This window comes from Caenispirillum salinarum (assembly GCF_044803115.1).
Taxonomy (GTDB): Bacteria; Pseudomonadota; Alphaproteobacteria; order Rhodospirillales; family Rhodospirillaceae; genus Caenispirillum; species Caenispirillum salinarum_A.
Window position 1 is genome coordinate 4,425,698 of the sequence record NZ_CP085224.1, and the last position, 16,594, is coordinate 4,442,291.

At 68.6% G+C, this 16,594-nt stretch carries 16 protein-coding genes and 1 pseudogene; 9 read left to right on the forward strand and 8 right to left on the reverse strand.

Annotation, left to right across the window (positions count from 1 at the left end; genetic code table 11):
• Positions 1–81: 81 nt before the first annotated feature.
• On the reverse strand, positions 82–1,845 hold the full coding sequence (locus tag LG334_RS20430) for an HD domain-containing phosphohydrolase (protein WP_404380985.1): 1,764 nt from the start codon (positions 1,843–1,845) through the stop codon (positions 82–84).
• A gap of 226 nt (positions 1,846–2,071) precedes the next feature.
• On the opposite strand from LG334_RS20430, the gene LG334_RS20435 reads away from it, so the two are divergent.
• Both LG334_RS20435 and LG334_RS20440 read left to right on the forward strand, forming a co-directional pair.
• A complete protein-coding gene (locus LG334_RS20435) occupies positions 2,072–3,580 on the forward strand; it encodes a UbiD family decarboxylase (protein ID WP_404380987.1) in 1,509 nt (502 codons plus the stop codon).
• A gap of 22 nt (positions 3,581–3,602) precedes the next feature.
• Complete coding sequence (locus LG334_RS20440; protein WP_404380989.1) at positions 3,603–4,958, forward strand: TldD/PmbA family protein; 1,356 nt, start codon at positions 3,603–3,605, stop codon at positions 4,956–4,958.
• Between the two features lie 9 nt (positions 4,959–4,967).
• Here the strand turns inward: LG334_RS20440 and LG334_RS20445 are convergent.
• The 4 genes and pseudogenes from LG334_RS20445 to LG334_RS20460 all read right to left on the reverse strand — a co-directional run bounded on the left by LG334_RS20445 (position 4,968) and on the right by LG334_RS20460 (position 7,190).
• Positions 4,968–5,277, reverse strand: a pseudogene (locus tag LG334_RS20445) (CcdB family protein).
• Between the two features lie 3 nt (positions 5,278–5,280).
• Positions 5,281–5,520, reverse strand: a complete 240-nt coding sequence (locus tag LG334_RS20450; RefSeq protein ID WP_404380991.1) for a type II toxin-antitoxin system CcdA family antitoxin — start codon at positions 5,518–5,520, stop codon at positions 5,281–5,283.
• 93 nt (positions 5,521–5,613) lie between these two features.
• Positions 5,614–6,129, reverse strand: coding sequence for a host attachment protein (locus LG334_RS20455; protein ID WP_404380993.1), 516 nt, complete (start codon positions 6,127–6,129; stop codon positions 5,614–5,616).
• Between the two features lie 80 nt (positions 6,130–6,209).
• Entirely contained in the window at positions 6,210–7,190 is a 981-nt protein-coding gene (locus LG334_RS20460) for a diacylglycerol/lipid kinase family protein (protein ID WP_404380995.1), read from the reverse strand.
• 240 nt (positions 7,191–7,430) lie between these two features.
• Here LG334_RS20460 and LG334_RS20465 point away from each other — a divergent pair, with 240 nt between their 5' ends.
• The 6 genes from LG334_RS20465 to LG334_RS20490 all read left to right on the forward strand — a co-directional run bounded on the left by LG334_RS20465 (position 7,431) and on the right by LG334_RS20490 (position 13,599).
• The gene (locus LG334_RS20465; protein ID WP_404380997.1) at positions 7,431–8,405 is read left to right on the forward strand and encodes a UDP-2,3-diacylglucosamine diphosphatase; all 975 of its coding nucleotides are present in this window, start codon (positions 7,431–7,433) and stop codon (positions 8,403–8,405) included.
• Complete coding sequence (locus tag LG334_RS20470) at positions 8,333–9,409, forward strand: glycosyltransferase family 4 protein (protein WP_404380999.1); 1,077 nt, start codon at positions 8,333–8,335, stop codon at positions 9,407–9,409. Before LG334_RS20465 ends, LG334_RS20470 begins: the two co-directional genes overlap by 73 nt.
• Before the next feature lie 246 nt (positions 9,410–9,655).
• Positions 9,656–10,354, forward strand: a complete 699-nt coding sequence (locus LG334_RS20475) for a lysophospholipid acyltransferase family protein (RefSeq protein ID WP_404381001.1) — start codon at positions 9,656–9,658, stop codon at positions 10,352–10,354.
• Positions 10,348–11,637 carry a 3-deoxy-D-manno-octulosonic acid transferase gene (locus tag LG334_RS20480; protein WP_404381003.1) on the forward strand — a complete coding sequence of 430 codons (1,290 nt, stop codon included), beginning with the start codon at positions 10,348–10,350 and terminating at the stop codon, positions 11,635–11,637. The genes LG334_RS20475 and LG334_RS20480 overlap by 7 nt, the downstream gene beginning before the upstream one ends.
• Positions 11,624–12,646 (forward strand): tetraacyldisaccharide 4'-kinase, encoded by a 1,023-nt coding sequence (lpxK, locus tag LG334_RS20485; protein ID WP_404381005.1) that lies wholly within the window; start codon positions 11,624–11,626, stop codon positions 12,644–12,646. The genes LG334_RS20480 and lpxK overlap by 14 nt, the downstream gene beginning before the upstream one ends.
• Positions 12,643–13,599 (forward strand): lauroyl acyltransferase, encoded by a 957-nt coding sequence (locus LG334_RS20490; RefSeq protein WP_404381006.1) that lies wholly within the window; start codon positions 12,643–12,645, stop codon positions 13,597–13,599. The genes lpxK and LG334_RS20490 overlap by 4 nt, the downstream gene beginning before the upstream one ends.
• Positions 13,600–13,674: 75 nt before the next feature.
• On the opposite strand, the gene LG334_RS20495 is transcribed toward LG334_RS20490, so the two are convergent.
• From LG334_RS20495 to LG334_RS20505, 3 genes are all read right to left on the reverse strand, one after another.
• Positions 13,675–14,127 carry a hypothetical protein gene (locus LG334_RS20495; protein ID WP_404381008.1) on the reverse strand — a complete coding sequence of 151 codons (453 nt, stop codon included), beginning with the start codon at positions 14,125–14,127 and terminating at the stop codon, positions 13,675–13,677.
• 2 nt (positions 14,128–14,129) lie between these two features.
• Positions 14,130–14,507, reverse strand: coding sequence for a DUF4870 family protein (locus LG334_RS20500; protein WP_404381010.1), 378 nt, complete (start codon positions 14,505–14,507; stop codon positions 14,130–14,132).
• A gap of 285 nt (positions 14,508–14,792) precedes the next feature.
• Entirely contained in the window at positions 14,793–15,026 is a 234-nt protein-coding gene (locus LG334_RS20505) for a hypothetical protein (protein WP_009538981.1), read from the reverse strand.
• Positions 15,027–15,745: 719 nt separating this feature from the next.
• On the opposite strand from LG334_RS20505, the gene LG334_RS20510 reads away from it, so the two are divergent.
• Positions 15,746–16,570 (forward strand): DMT family transporter, encoded by an 825-nt coding sequence (locus LG334_RS20510; RefSeq protein WP_404381012.1) that lies wholly within the window; start codon positions 15,746–15,748, stop codon positions 16,568–16,570.
• Positions 16,571–16,594 lie beyond the last annotated feature (24 nt).

A 16,594-nucleotide genomic window follows, 5' to 3' on the forward strand; every position in this document is an offset into this window, starting at 1 on the left:
CGGTTGTCCGGGAGCGGGTGGAGCACCCTTCCCGTATCCACGCCCGAGGCGGGAGCTTCGTTCGAAGGCCGGCGCCCCGCCCTACTCTGCCGCGTCCACCTGGGTCAGGTACTGGCTCAGGTCGACGTCGTCGATCTGTTCTGGCAGCAGGCAGACCTCGGCGTAGTCCTTGTAGGCGCCGGAGCGCAGGAACAGTTCGAACAGGCCGGCGTCGATGTGGCCGTCCTTGCGCATGAAGTTGAGGATCTTCACGCATTCCGACAGCGTCTTCGGCGTCTTGTAGGGGCGGTCGGCGGCCGTCAGGGCCTCGAAGATGTCGGCGATGCACATGATGCGCTCGGTCACGTCCATCTCGTCGGCCTTCAGGCCGTTGGGATAGCCCGTGCCGTCCATCTTTTCATGATGATTGCCGGCAATCTGCGGCACCCGCTTCAGGTGCTTGGGGAAGGGCAGGCGCGCGAGCATCTGCTGGGTGACGACGATGTGGTCGTTGATGACCTTGCGTTCCTCGTCGGTCAGCGTGCCGCGCCCGACGCACAGGTTGTAGATCTCGCCCTTGTCGTAGATGCCGACCTTGTGGTCCGGCCGGTCCTCCAGCAGGCGTTCCGTCGCCGGCGGGGGCGGCGGCGGGACGTCTTCCAGGCGCTTGCTTTCCTCCCACGACAGCCCGACCGTGCGGTCGAAGTGGCGGGTCCAGGTGCGGGCGCCGATTTCCTTCACGCGGGCCTTGCGCTCGTCGGTGGTGAACTCGCCGCCGATGTTGGTTTCGGCGATGAAGGCCCAGTCCTCTTCCAGCGCCGCCACGGTCTTCTCGAACTCCGCCCGCAATGCCGCCTCGTCGCCGCCCTCGGCGATGCCCTTCCACAGGGCGATTTCGGCGTCGCGGCGCAGGACCTCGAAGCGGGTGCGGACCTCGTGGATGCGGTCGTAGATGGTTTCCAGCTTGGTCGCCTTGTCGACCACGTATTCCGGCGTCGTCACCTTGCCACAGTCGTGCAACCAGGCGCCCAGATGCAGTTCCTGGCGCTGGTCGTCGTCAAGGTCGAAATCGGCGAAGGGGCCGTCGGTTTCCTTGCACGCGGCCTCGGCCAGAAGCTCGGCGATCATGGGCACGCGCCGGCAGTGGCCGCCGGTGTAGGGCGACTTGGAGTCAATCGCGTCGGCGATCACCTTGATGAAGCTGTCCAGCAGGTCCCGCTGCGCGGCCATGAGCTGCTGGTTGTCGATGGCCACCGCCGCCTGGCTCGCCAGCGCCTCCACCAGCGGCTGCACCTCGTCGGTGAAGGGGATGACCTTGTCGTCGTCGTCGCGGGCGTTGATGAGCTGCAGCACCCCGATGACAGAGCCGCCGAAGTTCTTGAGCGGGATTGTCAGGAATGATTTGGAGCGGTAGCCCGTGCCCTCGTCGAACCTCTTTGTGCCGGAAAAGTCGAAGCCCTCGGCCTCGTAGGCATCGACGATGTTGATGGACGTGCCGGTCAGGGCGGCGTGGGTGCAGACGTTGTTGTGGTTGGGCGCACCGTCGGGCAGCGTCATGGGCAGCGGCGGGAACGGGATGTCCTTGCCGGTCGTGCCGCCCATGGCGGTGTTCAACGTGTCGTTGCGCAGGATCGTGAACCGCAGCGTGTCGTCTTCCGTACGCAGGTACAACGTTCCGCCATCGGCGTTGGTCAGGTCCTTCGCCTCCAGCAGGATGCGTTCCATCAGCCGGTCGTGATCCCGTTCGGCCGAGAGCGCGATACCCAGTTCGATCAGCCGTTCCAGGCGCTTGCCCCGGCGCGCGTCCGCGGCCGACGCGCCGGTCATGGCGCCAAGGTTCAGGCCCTGGTTGTGCTGCATACCCATGGTTCACTGCCCTCTGGAAAGGTGCCGGGTATCTGGAACCACCCGGCAGTCTCCCGTCCCAAACCGGCCGTGCGCAACAGGCACGACCACTCCCTGTCACACTCTACCAATAGACATAAGGGGTAGATAGACCTCTTGCAGCGAGCCTGTGGAAAGACTTGCGCTTGACGCCGGAAGCCTCTTCCGGTCCTGTTGTCCAACCCGTTGAATGCACAAGAAAGAGCCCATGCCGTACTCGTCCCTGCGCGACTTCATGGACCGGCTGGAGCGCGACGGCCGTCTGGTCCGCGTTCGCACGCCTGTTTCCACGCACCTGGAAATGACAGAAATCCAGACCCGCCTCCTGGCCGAGGACGGCCCCGCCGTGTTGTTCGAGGACGTGCGAAACCCCGACGGCAGCCCCGCCGAAATGCCGGTGCTGGTCAACCTGTTCGGCACCGTGGACCGCGTCGCCAGCGGCATGGAGCGCAAGCCCGAAGAGTTGCGCGAGGTGGGCGAGACGCTGGCCTTCCTCAAGCAGCCCGAGCCCCCCGGCGGCTGGCGCGAGGCGCTGGAGCTGATGCCGCTTCTCAAGACGGTCATGGCCATGAAACCCCGCACGGTGGGTTCCGCCCCCTGCCAGGAGGTGGTGCTGACAGGCGACGACGTGGACCTGTCGCGAATCCCGGTGCAGGGCTGCTGGCCGGGTGAGCCCGCGCCGCTCATCACCTGGCCGCTGGTAGTGACGCAGGGACCGAGCGGGAAGAAGGAGGACGTGTTCAACCTGGGCATCTACCGGATGCAGGTGACGGGCAGGAACACGACGCTCATGCGCTGGCTGAAGCATCGCGGCGGCGCCCAGCACTACGCGCGCTGGGGAAAGGAGAAGAAGGAACCCCTGCCCGCCGCCGCCGTCATCGGCGCCGATCCGGGGACGATCCTTGCCGCCGTGACGCCGGTGCCGGACACGCTGTCGGAGTACCAGTTTGCCGGCCTCTTGCGCGGCAAGAAGGTGGACCTGGTGGACTGCAAGACGGTGCCGCTGAAGGTCCCCGCCACCGCCGAGATCGTGCTGGAGGGCCACGTCATGCTGGACGAGTTCGGCGACGAAGGCCCCTACGGCGACCACACGGGTTACTACAACGCCGTCGAGCCCTTCCCGGTGTTCCGGGTTTCCGCCATCACCATGCGGCGCAAGCCCATCTACCTGTCCACCTTCACCGGCCGCCCGCCCGACGAACCCAGCGTGCTGGGCGAGGCGTTGAACGAGGTGTTCATTCCCCTGCTGGTCCAGCAGTTCCCCGAGATCGTCGACTTCTGGCTGCCGCCCGAGGGCTGCTCCTACCGGATCGCCGTGGTCAGCATGAAGAAGGCCTACCCCGGCCACGCCAAGCGCGTGATGATGGGCGTGTGGTCCTTCCTTCGGCAGTTCATGTACACCAAGTTCGTCATCGTGGTGGACGACGACATCGACTGCCGCGACTGGAAGGACGTCATGTGGGCCATCTCCACGCGCATGGACCCGGCGCGCGATATCACGGTGATCGAGGGCACGCCCATCGATTACCTGGATTTCGCCTCGCCGGAAAGCGGGCTCGGCGGCAAGCTGGGCATGGACGCCACCAACAAGTGGCCGCCCGAGACAAAGCGCGACTGGGGCGAGAAGATCCGCATGACCGATGAGGTGATCGACACGGTCACCCGCAAGTGGGACAGTTACGGCCTGCCCGGTTCGGGCAAGCCCATCTGGAAATAGCAGCCGAGCCGAAGGAGCATCCATGACCCAGAGCCTTGTCGATTCCGCCGCGCTGAACGTCCTGGACGACGTGGTGAGCCGCGCCCGCAAGGCCGGTGCCGACGCCGCCGACGCCGTCATGGTCGACGGCCGGTCGGTCTCCATCGGCTGGCGCCTGGGCGAGCTGGAAAGCCTGGAGCGCAGCGAGGGCGCGGACCTGGGCCTGCGGGTCTTCATCGGCAAGCGCCAGGCCATCGTGTCTTCCGCCGACACCTCGCCGCGCGCGCTGGACGAACTGGTGGAGCGCGCCGTCGCCATGGCGAAGACGGTGCCGGAGGATGACTTCGCCGGCCTGGCCGACCCCGACCAGCTGGCGACCGACCTGCCCAAGCTGGACGGTTTCGACCCGACGGAACTGACGGCCGACCAGATGATCGAGATGGTCAAGGAAGCCGAGGACACCGCCCGCCAGAACCCCGCCGTCACCAACAGCGAGGGCGCGCAGGCCGGATGGAGTTCGTCGTCCGTCGCCGTGGTCGGCACCAACGGCATGAACTTCTCGTGGCGCGTCTCCAACACGTCGCTGTCCTGCGTGGTGCTGGCCGGCGGCGGCGAGCAGGGCATGGAGCGCGACTACGAGTACGACACAACCAACTACGTCGACGCCCTGAAGAGCCCCGCCGAGATCGGCCGCAAGGCCGCCGAGCGCGCCGCCCGGCGCCTGGGCGCGCGGCGGGTGAAGTCGGCCCGCGTGCCGGTCATCTACGACCCGCGCGTCGCCCGCGGCCTGATCGGGCACCTGCTGGGCGCCATCAACGGCTCGTCCATCGCGCGCGGCACGTCGTTCCTGAAGGACAAGATGAACCAGCCGGTCATGGCGCCGGGCATCACCATCATCGAGGACCCGCACCGCCCGCGCGGCCTGCGCTCCAAGCCCTGCGACGCCGAGGGCCTGCCCAACCAGCGCCGCAACATCATCGACGGCGGCACGCTGACGACCTGGCTTCTGGACCTGCGTTCCGCCCGCCAGTTGGGCCAGGCGCCGACGGGCCACGCCAGCCGGGGCACCGGCTCCCCGCCCTCGCCGTCGGCCACCAACGTCTGGATCGAGCCGGGCGAGGTCTCGGCCGAGGACATGCTGGCCGGCGTGAAGGAAGGCGTCTACGTCACCGACCTGTTCGGCCACGGCATCAACGGCGTGACCGGCGACTACAGCCGGGGCCTTGCCGGCTTCTGGATCGAGGACGGCAAGCTGGCCTTCCCCATCAACGAAATGACGGTGGCCGGCAATCTGAAGGACATGTTCATGAACATGACCGCCGCCAGCGACCTGGAGATGCGCTTCGGCATGGACGCGCCGACGGTGCGCATCGACGGCATGACAGTGGCGGGGGCGTAAGGGGGCAGCTCAGATCCCGCTAACCAGGAAGTCCAGCGTGGCGATGATGTCGCTGCGCTGGCTTTCCAATGACGCCACCGCCTCGCCGAGTTCGGCAGCGCGAACGTTGACGATCTCCAGGGCCGAGAGAATGTAATCCCTGCCTTCGACTCGGAAGACGGGATTCAGGCGGCGCGCCGGGACAAGCGCGCCCAGAGGCACCAGGGACGACCACGCGCGTCGCATTCTCGGCCAGATGGTCAACCTGGATGTTTAACAGATAAGGGTGGGTCTTGCGGGAGCGCGGACTGTGGTTCCGATGGATGTCGAACTGCGCCATGCCTCAGAACGTCCGGAATTCGCCGCCAAAGCAGCCGTTGCGCTCTATGTGGGCGTTGTAGCTGTCAATGCTCTCTCGATTTTCTGCCCGCCACTGAGCCGCTCGCTTTTCCCGCAACACGGCAAGCAGTGTGTCCTCCACCGCCTCCGACAGGTCGACGCCGATTGTTTCCGCCTCGCGGAGCACATCCTCGGAGATCATCACGCGGGCTTCGCGCTTGGGTGACATGGGGCGGTTCTCCATCCAGATCTCCTAAGCGTAAGGCCAATCCCCCGCAACGCAAAGCCCGGCCACCGTTTCCGGGGCCGGGCTTTCATCCGTGCGCCTGAGGCCGCGTCAATGGGTCGGCGGCCGCTGGGGAAGGCGGCCGGGGTCCTGGTAGCGGCGGGCGTCGGGGTCCACCGGCAGCAGGTGGGCGAGGTGCTTTTCCAGCTCCGCCTCGTTGTCGCCGGTATAGTCCTTGGTTTCCTCGGCGACGATCTTCTGCTGCACCGGCTTGGGCATCTGGTCGCGCACCTCGCTCATCGTCTGCGGCGGGGCGCAGACGATCAGTTCGTCGAAGTCGTTGCGCTGGGCATGGCGGTTCAGGTCGTCCATGACCTCGCGCATCAGGTCGTGGCGTTCCTCGTCCATGGGATCGGACTTGGGCTCGTAGACGTGACGGCCCGGCGCCACCTGGCTGACGTCGGAGGCGCGGCCGGGCCGGTCGCGGTGGGCCTCGCGGCCCTTGACCGCCTCACCCTCGAAATCACGATGGTCGACCGCGCGCAGCGGCTTTCCCGGTCCGTCGTGGCTGAACAGGCGGGCGTGCGTTCCGTCGGCGACGAGAATCCACGTCTTCTTGGCGTCCATTGGAGTACCTCGCGTGCTTTGCTTGGTTTGCCCCTACAACGGACGGCGAAAGGCGTGGGTTTCCGCGCGTCTGGACGCTGCTATGCCTGCGGGAAGACCACCTCTATGGTTTCGTCCGCGACGTGCATCCGCGTGGGCAGGCGGGCGATGATGTCGCCGTCGCCCTGCACGGGTTCGTCGTTGCCGCCGTCGATGCTGAAGGCGGTGCCGCGCAGCACCTCCACATCCGAGAACCGCGCCAGCCGGCCGGTGGCGAGCCCTGTGGCATACCGTATGACGTTAAACATGCCCTTCCTCTTCAACAGGACCATGTCCAGGCTGGCCGATGACAGGCCGCCGTCGCTCACCACCCTGTAGGGCCCGCCGTAGTGACGGCCGTTCAGGGCCACGGCCGTGGCGGCCTGGCGGGTCTCGCCGGTGTCCTCGGCGGTGACGTGCAGGGTGGGGAAGCCGTAGGCGCGCGACTGGCGCAGCATTTCCAGAATGTAGGCGCCCTTGCCGATCAGGCGCTTGAGCTTGAGGTTCACGTGCTCCACCACCTCGGCGTCGAAGCCCGCACCGGCCATGAGCATGAACTTGCGCCCGTCGGCCTCGCCCAGATGGATGCGGCGGATGGGCCCCTCGGCCAGCGCCTTCGCCACCTTCGCCGGGCGGATGGACAGGCCGATCTCGTGTGCCAGCACGTTGGCCGTGCCCAGCGGAATGATGCCAAGCGCCACCTCGCCGGTGCCGCGGCTGATGCCGTTGATGGCCTCGTTGATGGTGCCGTCGCCGCCGGCGATCACCACCACGTCGCAGTCCTTGGCGCTCGCCTCCATGGCGAACACCTCGGCATCGCCCGGCTTGGCCGTTTCGCGCAGGGTGACGGCGCAGCCGTGCGCGTCCAGGTGCCTGAGCGTCTTCATCAGCCGCCGCCGCCGGTTGCCGCCGGCCGTCGGGTTGAAGACCACCATCAGGCGGCGCGCGGCCGGACCGGCGCCCCCGTCGCGGGCGGCGGCGGCTTCGGCGGACGCGGTCGGGCTGGCGGGCGGATGGGCGCCACGCGGGGAATCGAACACCATGCCTCTCCACTGCAGGGACGCACCCGAATCGGGCGGGATCGCGGCACGATTAACCGCACCCGAAAGGGGGAACGCAAGACATAACTTGAAGCATTGCAGATGTATTACAGCGCAGTGACGAATCTTATGCAGGCCGGTTAATCTTTTTCTTTACGGCGACACAAGCATTCACTTCCGGCGCCCCAGCGAATACACCTTCGCTCGTCAGCAACGCTCCGGACATGGGGAGCCTGAGCGCCGATGAACGCGGTGAGCCACAACCACCGATTCCGGTCGGTCTTCATCTCAGACATCCACCTGGGGACCCGTGGATGCAAGGCGGAGTTCCTGCTGGACTTCCTCAAGCACGTCGAGAGCGACAACCTGTACCTGGTCGGCGACATCGTCGACGGCTGGCGCCTGCGCAAGACATGGTACTGGCCCCAGGCCCACAACGACGTGTTGCAGAAGCTCTTGCGCAAGGCCCGCAAGGGCTCGAACGTGGTGTTCATTCCCGGCAACCACGACGAATTCGCGCGCAACTACATCGACCACGAGTTCGGCGCCATCAAGGTGATGTTCGAGGCCACCCATGTGGGTGCCGACGGCCGCACCTACCTGATCATGCACGGTGACCAGTTCGACGGCGTCATCGCGCACGCCAAATGGCTGGCCCACCTGGGCGACTGGGCCTACACGACGGCGCTGTCGCTAAACCACTGGTACAACGTGATCCGCACGCGCGCGGGCAAGCCCTACTGGTCGCTGTCGCGCTACCTGAAGCACAAGGTAAAGAACGCGGTCGCCTACATCGCCGACTTCGAGCAGGCCATGGCCGAGGTCGCCCGGCAGCGCGGCGCCGACGGCATCATTTGCGGCCACATCCATCACCCGGAAATCCGCGACATCGACGGCGTGCTCTACTGCAACGACGGCGACTGGGTGGAAAGCTGTTCGGCCCTGGTGGAGCACTTCGACGGCCGCATGGAGATCCTGCACTGGGCCGACCTGCGCGGCCTGTCCCCCATGGAGGCCTACGGCCGCGCCCGCACCGCGGCCTCGCGCCCCGTCACCCTTCCCGAAGCCGCCGACGCGCCCTCGCCCTCCGTGCCCCAGCCGGGCCGGGAGGAGCGGGTCCCGGCCCATGCAGAAAGCGGGTTGCAATGCGCATCCTCATCATCTCCGACGCCTGGACGCCTCAGGTCAATGGTGTCGTTCGCACGCTTCTCACGCTGAAGGACAAGCTGGAGCAGCGCGGGCATGACGTGCACACCATCACGCCCAACGACTTCCGCACCATCCCCTGTCCGACCTACCCGGAAATCCCGCTGGCGCTCATGCCCGGGTCCAAGGTCGCGCACATGATCGAGGCGGCGCGCCCCTGCGTCATCCACATCGCGACGGAAGGCCCGCTTGGGCTGGCGGCGCGGCGCTACTGCCTCAAGCGCGACATCCCATTCACCACCGCCTTCCACACCAAGTTCCCGGAATACATCCAGGCCCGAACGCGCCTGCCGCTGTCGGTGGGATACAAGGCGGTGCGCTGGTTCCACGGTCCGTCGCGCTGCGTCATGGTCGCCACCCAGGGCATCGAGGACGAATTGAAGCACTGGGGCGTGACCAACGTTGCCCGCTGGGGCCGCGGCGTCGACACCGACCTGTTCAAGCCCGGCGCCGACGCCCGCGCCCTGTTCGGCGAGGACGACCGGCCGGTGTTCCTCTACGTCGGCCGGGTGGCGGTGGAAAAGAACATCGGCGCCTTCCTCGACCTGGACCTGCCGGGGCGGAAGGTCGTGGTCGGCGGCGGACCGCAGATGGACGAGTTGAAGCGCAAGTACCCCGGCGTCACCTTCACCGGGCCCAAGTTCGGCGAGGAGCTGGCGCGCCACTACGCGGGGGCCGACGTCTTCGTCTTTCCCTCGCTGACCGACACCTTCGGACTGGTGGTGCTGGAGGCCTTGGCCTGCGGCACGCCGGTGGCCGCCTATCCGGTGGCCGGCCCGCGCGACGTCATCGGCGACGCGCCCGTCGGCGTGCTGCACCAGGACCTGCGCGCCGCCGCCCTGGCGGCCCTGGACATCCCGCGCGACCGCTGCCGCGCGTTCGGCCTGTCGAACAATTGGGACAAAAGCGTCGACCAGTTCCTGGAGAACCTGGCGCCCTTCGACGCCGACACCCACTTCCCCAGCCTGTCGCAGGAACGGGACGCAGCGCCGCAGGGCAAGGCCGCCGCCGAATAGGACAGCGTCGCCGGACCGGTGGCGCGACGCCCTGTGCCACCTTATGTTCGGGGCATGCGGCCGCCCGTCGCCGGACGATGATGCACACCGGCAATATTTCGGGCAGGAGTCGTTGACCCGCGGCCCCTTCGTGGTATGGTCCGGGGTTCCCCAACCATGGTACACCTTCCGGCCTTGAGCAGTCGCCATACAGTCCTCCCCGACGAAGACAAGCCGTCCCGGCGCGGCGGAGGATTCGGGGACATCATGAAGCGCATCTCGAAGAACGAGCGCGTGCGTGGCCTGCTGTGCTGGCTCGCCGCCCAGTACATCCGCCTCGTCCACCGCACCGGCCGGTGGGAGGTGGTGGGACAGGCTATTCCCGACGCCATCTGGAACGACGGCCGGCCGTTCATCCTGTCGTTCTGGCATGGGCGCCTGCTGATGATGCCGCGCGCCTGGCCGGAGTCCCAGCCCATCCACATGCTGATCTCCCAGCACCGCGACGGCCTTCTGATCGCCCGCACCGTCGGCCACTTCGGCATCCGCACCGCCGCCGGCTCGTCGACGCGCGGCGGCTCGGGAGCCCTGCGGATCATGCTGAAGGCTTTGAAGAACGGCGAAAACGTCGGCATCACGCCGGACGGCCCGCGCGGCCCGCGCCAGCGCGCCACCGACGGCGTCATCCACATCGCCCGCATGTCGGGCGCGCCCGTGGTGCCGCTGGCCTACGCCGCCCGCAGCCGCCGGCTGCTGGGCACCTGGGACCGCTTCATGGTGCCGCTGCCGTTCTCGCGCGGGGTGTTCGTCTGGGGCCAGCCGATGAGCGTCCCGCGCGGAGCCGGCGAGGCGGAGATCGAGGAGTTTCGCGCCGCCCTGGAAGAGCGCATGAATACGCTGACCGCCGAGGCCGACCGCCTGGTCGGCCGCGCCACCACGGACCCGGAGGCGGTGGCGCCATGCTGATCCGCCTCTACCGCGGCGTCACCACCCTGGGCGGCCCGCTCATCGACGTCTACCTCAGCCGCCGCATGGCGCGTGGCAAGGAAGACCAGGTCCGCTTCCCCGAGCGGCGTGGCCGCGCCTCTCAGCCGCGCCCGGCCGGCGGCCTGGTGTGGATTCATGCGGCGTCCGTGGGCGAGAGCCTGTCGCTGCTGCCGCTCGTCCACACCCTGCGCGAGAGCCGCCCGGGCCTTACCGTGCTGGTCACCACGGGCACCGTCACGTCGGCCAAGCTGATGACGGAGCGCCTGCCCGACGGCGCGCTGCACCAGTACTTCCCGGTGGACCGCCTGCCTTTCGTGCGGCGCTTCCTCAACCACTGGAAGCCCGACCTGGTGCTGTGGGCGGAGAGCGAATTCTGGCCCAACATGATCATGGAGCTGCGCCGCCGGGCCGTGCCCATGGTGCTGGTCAACGGTCGGGTCTCGGACAAGTCGTTCCGCAACTGGCAGCGCTTTCAGGGCGTCATCCGCCAGCTCCTGGGCACCTTCACTCTGTGCCTGGGGCAGACCGAGGACGACACCCGTCGGCTGCGGAACCTGGGCGCGCCCGACTGCGAATGCCTGGGCAACCTGAAGTTCGCCGCGCAAGCCCTGCCAGCCGACGAGGACGCCCTGACCCGCCTGCAGGACACCATCGGCAACCGCCCCGTTTGGCTGGCCGCCAGCACCCACGCCGGCGAGGAACTGATCGCGGGCCAGATGCACCATTCCCTGGCCGACAAGCATCCGGGCCTGCTGACCATCATCGTGCCGCGCCACGCCCACCGGGGCGACGAGGTGCGCGCCGAACTGGAGGCCGAGGGCCTGACGATCGCCCAGCGCTCGCGCGGGGAGATGCCCGATGCTTCGGTGGAGGTCTACATTGCCGACACCATGGGCGAGCTGGGCCTGTTCTACCGCCTGGCGCCGGTGGTCTTCATCGGCAAGAGCCTGGCCGGCCAGGGCGGCCAGAACCCGCTGGAGGCCGCCCGCCTGAGCTGCGCGGTGGTGCTCGGCCCCAACATGGACAACTTCGCCGAGATGACCCGGCGCATGGTGCAGGGCGGCGCCGCCAAGCAGGTGGGCAGCGAAGGCGAGTTGCGCCTCATGCTCGACCGCCTGCTGTCCGACGGTGCCGAGCGTGCGACGCTGGGCACCCGCGGGCACGAGTTCGCGACCCAGGAAACGGTGGTGCTGGAGCGTATCCTCGATCGCCTCGCCCCCCTTCTGGACGCGGCCGAGCGGGGCGGCCATGCGCGCCCCTGAATTCTGGCGCACGCAGAACGGCATCGTCCGCCTGCTGGAGCCCGCCGGGCTGCTCTATGCCGCTGCCGGCCGCCTTCGCCGCACCCGCACGACGCCCCACCGCGCAGGCATTCCCGTGGCATGCGTCGGCAACATCGTTGCCGGCGGGGCGGGCAAGACGCCCGTCTGCCTGTCCCTGGCCGACGCCCTGTCCGGCGCGCACTTCCTGACGCGCGGCTACGGCGGGTCCGAGGTCGGGCCGCTGGCCGTGGACCTCGACCGCCACACGCCCGAGGACGTGGGCGACGAGGCGCTGCTGCTGGCCGACCGCGCCCCCACCTGGGTCGCCCGCCGCCGCCCCGAGGGCGCCGCCGCGGCCGAAAACGCCGGGGCCCGCTGCCTCATCATGGACGACGGGCACCAGAACCCGACGCTTGCCAAGGATCTGTCGCTGGTGGTCGTGGATGGCGGCTACGGTTTCGGCAATCGGCGCGTCCTGCCCGCCGGGCCGCTGCGCGAGCCCCTGGCCGAGGGCTTGGCGCGGGCGGACGGGGTCGTGCTCCTGGGCGACGACACCGCCCGCGTCGCCAGGCGCCTGCCGCCGGACCTGCCGGTGCTGCGGGCGCGGCTGGAGCCGGGGCGGCAGGCCCTGCGCCTGCGCGGGCAGCTGGTGGTCGCCTTCGCCGGCATCGGGCGGCCCGAGAAGTTCTTCGCCACCCTCGTCGCCCTGGGCGCGCGGGTGGTGGCGGCGCATCCGTTCGCCGACCATTTCCCGTACCGCCACGACGACATCCAGCCCATCCTGGACGAAGCCTTTCAACTGGGCGCCATTCCCGTCACCACCGCCAAGGACGCCGTCCGCCTGCCGCCCGACCAGCGCCAGCAGGTGGACGTGGTGCCCGTCACCGTGCGGTGGGAGGACCCGGCGGCCCTGCGCGCCCTGCTGGCCGCCAAGGGGCTTCCGGTCGCCGACGGCGCCTTCCGACCCGACCCCGCCGCCCTGCCCGGCGGACAAGGGACCGCACCGTGACCGACACCGACACCGACACCGAGACCGACACCGAGACCGACACCGCGCCCCGCAAGTCCTCGGCCGCCCCTGTCGAGCCGGCGCCGACCCTGGGCCAGCGCGCCGAGGCGGCGGCCGCACGCGCGCTCTACGGTGCGCTGGGACTGCTGCCGGTGGACACGGCCTCGGGCCTGATGGGGCGGCTGTTGCGCATGGTGGGGCCGTTGATTCCGGTTTCCCGCGTCGGGCGCGACAACCTCGCCCGCGCCTTCCCCGAAAAGACAAGCGCCGAGCGCGAGGCCATCCTGCGCGGCATGTGGGAGAACCTGGGCCGCATCGCCGGCGAATACCCGCATGTCCACAAGGCCGGCTTCCTGCGCAGGCGGATGACCGTCAACGGCGTGGACACGCTGGAGGCCATGCGCGACGACGGCATCGGCGGGCTGTTCTTCTCGGCCCACGTCGGCAACTGGGAGGTCTCCTCCTACGCCGCCACCGCCGCCGACCTGCCGCTGCACCGTTTCTACCGCGCCGCCAACAACCCGCTGATCGAGGCCACCCTATACCAGCGCGGCCGCAGCGGCATGCAGGGGGAGCTTCTGCCCAAGGGCCGCAAGGGTGCGGCGCGGGCCCTGGGGCTACTCAAGCGCGGCGGCCATGTCGCCATCATGGTCGACCAGAAGCAGAACGAGGGCATTCCCGTCCCCTTCTTCGGCCGCGACGCCATGACGACGCCGGCTGTCGCCGAATTCGCCTTGCGGCTGAAGCTGCCGGTGATCCCCACGCGCACGGTGCGGCTGGGCGGCGCCCGGTTCCGCGTCGACGTCGGCCCGCCGCTGGACGTCACGCCGACGGGCGACCACCGGGCCGATGTGGCGGCCCTGACGGCACGGATCACGCAGGTGGTGGAGGGGTGGGTGCGCGAGCATCCCGATCAGTGGCTGTGGGTCCACCGCCGCTGGCCCAAGGACTGACGCCCGGCGGTGCGGGGGCTCGCCCATGCGCCGCTTGGCGGGGCCGACCGGCCGCCGCGCCGCGCAGCCGTCCGCTCAGGCGGGCCGGCCGTCCACGAAGCGCAGGCCGCCGATCAGCAGCCGCACGATCAGCCACAGGCCGCTTGCGATGGTCACCACGCTGTGCAGGATGAGGTGCGCCGCCACGGCCTGGAACAGATGGTCGCCACCCGACGACGCGATGCGCACCGCCTCGACCACCATGAGCGACATCAGGCCGCCGTAAAGGAGAAGCGGGACCAGCATCGTGCGGCGCAGCCACCGGCGATGGCTGTCGGCGGCGCTGCCCCGACCCGCGGCGGCGGCGCGGCGACGGCCGAGCAGGACCACCAGGGCCACCGCGATGGACATCGCCAGCACGCTGGCATGGAACACGGCCAGCACGGCCGACAGGATCGCCGCGCCATAGACCTTGTACAGCCACTGGCGGTCCTGCTCGGGGAACGGTGCGCCGGCGGGTGCCGCCGGCGCCTCGACCACGGCCGTCATGGTCAGAACAGCCGCGACGGGTTCTCGATGGGCTTCCCGTCGTTGAGCTTCAGGAAGCCGACGACGATACGGTAGATGTACCAGATCGCCACCGCGAGCAGCACCAGGAAGCCGATGCCCACCAGGGTCAGCATCGAGCCGATGAGGCCGCCGGCGAAGCTGATCCAGAACGTGCGGATCAGCCAGCTCATGTGCGACGCATAAATGGTGTCGCGCGCGTCGCCGCTTTTGATGTGCGCCATGATGACGCCGACGATGCTCGTGATGCCGAAGATGATGGCGACGCCGTACAGGGCGTAAATCACCATGGTGACGGTCCGCAGCGAGTTCTGCTGCGCGGTGGTGGCCTCTTGCACGGCCCCGGTGCTGCCTTCGCTCATATTCCCCCTCAAAGAATGAAGCGCGGCCGCCCCCTGCGGCCGCCTCGCGCCACCCCTGTCGGACGGGAGCGGCGACCACCTTGTCACGGCGGACTATTGCCCATATCACTTTCCGAGTCCGGCGCGCAATTTTTCAATGAGGGCGAACACATAAATTTCTCCTGAACCGCGCAAAAACCCACACAGAGGGTGCCTATTGCGGAAAAGGGCCGGACCCTTGCCAGGTCCGGCCCTTTTCCCTCTCGCCCCTGGGACGGGGCGGGACGGTTGCGGTGGTCGCGCGGGTTACGCCAGGCGTTCCCGCACGGCGGCGATGTGCTGGTGAACCATGTCGCGCTGGAGTCCGTCCCGCGCCAGCAGGGCGTCCATGATCGGGTCGCCCATCAGTTCGTCCAGGGTCGGCTCCTCGTTGGCCGCAAAGCGCTCAGCCCAGTTTTGCAGGGCGTCGCCGCGGTTGAACGAGTCCCGGAACCCGTCACGGCGGACTTTCAACGTCTTCAACACGGACCCGTTGGTCATCGCGCACACTCCCTTCCTGCATTTTGTTTATGGACGTTTCTCAGGTTTTTTCGTTCGCAGGTGGATACTCAAGGTTTCATGACAGAGCCTTCGTCGAGCCGTCTCTTTGTTGTCCCGCCCCTTCCGGGCGCCAAGCCGAAGCCTGGGGTCCGGCGGGGCGACGTCTTGCCAAGAGAAGCGTTCGGAAAGCGAATGTGTTCCTTCAGATAAGACGATTTCGCCACGGAGCAAGGCGTGACACAGGATGTTCATTTCTGCCGGTCGTGGGACCGCACCGTGACACCGCGCCGGCGCCACCGCAGTGACCGGCCTCACACAACCCTAGTTTCTCAAAGGTAATGTCGATTGTCGACTGGTCCGGTGGGGTGTCCGTTACGCCTTCGGGCGAGGCCTGATGTATACGGACCGCGACAAAGGTCTTTCGGCCCGCGCGACGCTCGACGGTCGACCAAGGACGCGGCCCCCTTCGCAGCGGCGCAATGGCCGCTGCCGGCGGTGCGGGGAGGCGGTAGGCTCCACCGTTGCACGCCGCCCCGCCGCAGCACCCCGGCATGAAACAGTAAAGGCGATAAACGTTTCACCATGGCCGCGCCCGACCGCTCCGACACCGCCGCCGCAGAGGCCGCCGCCACCGCCGGCGCACCGGCCGCAGAGGCCGCCGCGTCCCCCCGCCGGGCGCCGGGGCGGGCGATTCAGTCGGGGCCGGCATTGCCTCCATCGTGCTCGCGACGCTGTTCTTCGGCGTGATGGACGCGAGCATCAAATGGCTGTCGGAAACCTATCCGGTGCCGCAGGTGACCTTCTTCCGCGCCCTGTTCGGGCTGGTGCCGTTCCTGCCCATCATCCTGCGCAGCCGCGGCACCGCCCTGCGGCTGAACCGACCGGTCCCGGTGCTTCTACGGTCGCTCCTGGCCCCGGCGGCCATGCTGTGCATCTTCGGCTCGTTCAGCCTGCTGCCGCTGGCCGAGGCGACCACCATCGCCTTCGGCGCCCCGATCCTCATGGCCGCGCTAGGCGTGCCGCTGCTGGGCGAGCGCGTCGGCTGGCGGCGCTGGACGGCGATCCTGGTGGGGTTCGTCGGCGTGCTGATCGCCGCCCGGCCCGACGGCATGACGCTGTCCGCCGGCGCCGCGCTGGCCCTGGGCGGCATGGTGCTCTATTCGCTTCTGATGGTCTGGGGCCGCCTGCTGACCCGCACCGACAGCGCCACCGGCCTGTCCTTGTACGCCATGCTGACGACGACGGCGATCATGGCCTGCGGGCTGCCGTGGTTCTGGGTGACGCCGACCTGGGCGGACCTGGGCATCATGGCGATGATGGGCATGAGCGGCGGCGTCGCCGTGTACTTCCTCACCCGCGCCTTCCAGTTGGCGCCGGTGGCGGTGCTGTCGCCCTTCGACTACCTGAACCTGCCGGTCGCCACCTTCACCGGCTGGCTCATCTGGCGTGAACTGCCGGCCGAGCATGTGTGGTGGGGCGCGGCGGTGATTATCGCCAGCGGGCTGTTCATCGTGTACCGGGAGAACCGGACGGGCCGGGGGTAGCTACCGAGGCCGCCGTACACGGGG